Annotated in this window: 2 protein-coding genes and 1 pseudogene; 1 reads left to right on the top strand and 2 read right to left on the bottom strand. The window is 37.1% G+C overall.

Features of this window, described 5'->3' with window-relative positions:
* On the bottom strand, window positions 1-1,276 hold a 1,276-nt coding region (locus tag RT405_RS10505; protein WP_396163705.1), incomplete at its 3' end, for an ATP-binding protein.
* Window positions 1,277-1,730: 454 nt separating this feature from the next.
* Between RT405_RS10505 and plsY the strand changes: the two genes are divergently transcribed.
* Window positions 1,731-2,321, top strand: a complete 591-nt coding sequence (plsY, locus tag RT405_RS10500; RefSeq protein ID WP_313469566.1) for a glycerol-3-phosphate 1-O-acyltransferase PlsY — start codon at window positions 1,731-1,733, stop codon at window positions 2,319-2,321.
* 64 nt (window positions 2,322-2,385) lie between these two features.
* Here plsY and RT405_RS10495 read toward each other — a convergent pair.
* Window positions 2,386-2,553 (bottom strand): annotated as a pseudogene (locus RT405_RS10495) (aldose 1-epimerase family protein); the annotation flags it as partial.

Below are 2,553 nucleotides of genomic sequence, written 5' to 3'. Positions count from 1 at the left end.
ACAATTCATTCCGCTTCGCATTTTTGCTTTGTGCTGGTGTGAGTTTTCCTGATAACAGCGAATCATTCTTTTTCCGTTTTTTTCCGTTTCGGCTTTCTTCCCGTGCTTTTCTAGCCGCGTTTCGTGCTTCTCTTGCTGAAAGGGCTTTGCGAATCAGTTGTTGGCTCGTTTCTCCATTCTCTACTAAGTAAAAGCCTAATTGTTCACAAATTACTGCTTCAACTGCTCCACGGGCCTGCCCTGTACCTAGCTTGCTCTTCGTTTGCCCTTCAAACTGAAGCAGGTCTTCAGGAATACGTACAGAGATGATTGCTGCCAATCCTTCTCTAAAATCACTGCCTTCTAGGTTTTTGTCTTTTTCTTTTAACAAATTGACCTTACGAGCATAGTCATTGAAGCTTTTTGTCAAAGCTGTTTTCATGCTGGATTCATGAGTCCCGCCATCTTTTGTTCTGACATTATTAACAAAAGACAAAATGTTTTCGGAATAGCCATCATTATATTGAAAGGAAAATTCTACTTCAATCGCATTGTTTTCTCCTGAAAAATAAGCTACAGGAGTTAGGGTATCTTTGTCTTCATTTAAATAAGCTACAAATTCTTTTATTCCTTCTTCATAATGAAAAACATCTGATTGGTCATTTCGTTCATCAATCAATTCAATTCGAAGGTTTTTTAATAGAAAAGCTGATTCTCTTAACCGTTCAGAAAGAACATCGTAGGAATATTTTGTTGTAGAAAAAATTGTCGCATCCGGTTTAAAGTGTACGGTTGTCCCATTCTTTTTCTGGCTGTTCTTTCTCTTTGTCAAAGTTCCTTTGGCTTTTCCGCCATGAACAAACTCTTGCTTGTATTCAATACCTTCTCTAACGATCGTAACTGTCAGCCATTCTGAAAGTGCATTAACTACACTGGCTCCAACGCCGTGTAATCCGCCAGAAGTCTTATAGCCGCCTTCTTGTCCGAATTTACCACCAGCATGCAATACCGTAAAAATAACTTGAACTGTTGGAATACCAGAAGCATGCATCCCTATGGGCATCCCGCGTCCGTTATCTTTTACGCTGACACTATCGTCTTTATGCAATGTCACTACGATTTCATTTCCATAGCCAGATAAAGCTTCATCTACTGAATTATCTACGATTTCATAAACTAAATGATGCAAGCCTCTTGTATCTGTAGAACCAATATACATTCCTGGTCGTTTACGTACAGCCTCTAGCCCTTCTAGGACTTGAATAGAAGCATCGTTGTATTCTGTTTTTCTTTGCATGTATAAAAACTCCTTAAATCCTTATTCCGTAATACGTAGTGGTAAAAATTAACATACGTTCAAAAGAAATTTCTTCTCTTTCAACGTCTTTCATTAACGTTTTCACTTTGTATTCAACCGTTTATTTCGTTAAGCATCTATTCAATAATACTCTAACTATAAGGGATTGAAAAGAAAAAATCACCCTTTTTATTAAAAAAACGAAAGTATGTTCGCATACAAAAAGTATACGCCATGCTTTCTTATTAAACAAGTTTCATTATAAAAAAGCAAGTCAAATCCTACTAAAGAATTTTTTTAGTGACTTTTTCTTTAGATTTAGCTATATTCTGCTTTCAGCTCATTCATATTCCTTGATTTTTACTAGCCTTAAAATAAAATAAATGGTAAAATGTGGCGTATCGGCAATTAAATTGCTGAGTTAGGAGTGAATTAATTGCTTAAAATAATCCTTATGTTCATTACAGCCTATTTACTCGGATCCATTCCATCTGGAGTATGGATAGGCAAAAAACTCTACGGAAAAGACATCCGAAATTATGGCAGTGGAAACTCTGGAACGACGAATACTTTTCGGGTCTTAGGAGTAAAAGCGGGAATTCTTGTTTTGTTTGCTGATGTTTTAAAAGGAACTCTTGCCGCTAGTCTCCCTTACTTATTCGATTCCAATCTTAATCCAATGGTGGTAGGGCTTGGGGCAATCATAGGACACACCTTCCCTGTTTTTGCACAATTTAAAGGTGGCAAAGCCGTAGCAACGAGTGCCGGTGTGCTATTAGCCTATAACCCGCCGTTTTTTATCTATTGTGTATTGTTGTTTTTGGTTATTTTATTTTTTTCACGTATGGTCAGTTTTTCCAGCATGCTTTCCTTGCTGATTATAACACCCTCTACTCTTTTAACAAATGACTGGATTTTAACAACTATTGCTGCTCTCTTAACTATTTTTATTATTTACCGACATAAAGACAATATAAAAAGAATACGCACGGGTACAGAAAGTAAGGTTCCATTCGGTTTCGGTTACAAAAAAGATCCCAAGTAGGAATTTTAACATTGCCAAATCAAACGCCTGACAGAATTAAACTGTCAGGCGTTTTTTTGATGATTTACTCGATTGTAATGTCGTAGTGGCAATTAAATTGACCATTCGGTTCCAATAGCTGGATTCCCATTTTTTCTTCTAGTTTCCCGCTTGCATCAGTTGCATCAGCAATTCCAAACCATGGTTCAATACATACCAACGGAGCATCTTGTTTAGCAGGAGACCAAATCCC

The organism is Carnobacterium sp., assembly GCF_032094055.1.
Taxonomy (GTDB): Bacteria; Bacillota; Bacilli; order Lactobacillales; family Carnobacteriaceae; genus Carnobacterium_A.
This window is presented reverse-complemented; position numbering and strand designations above follow the sequence as displayed.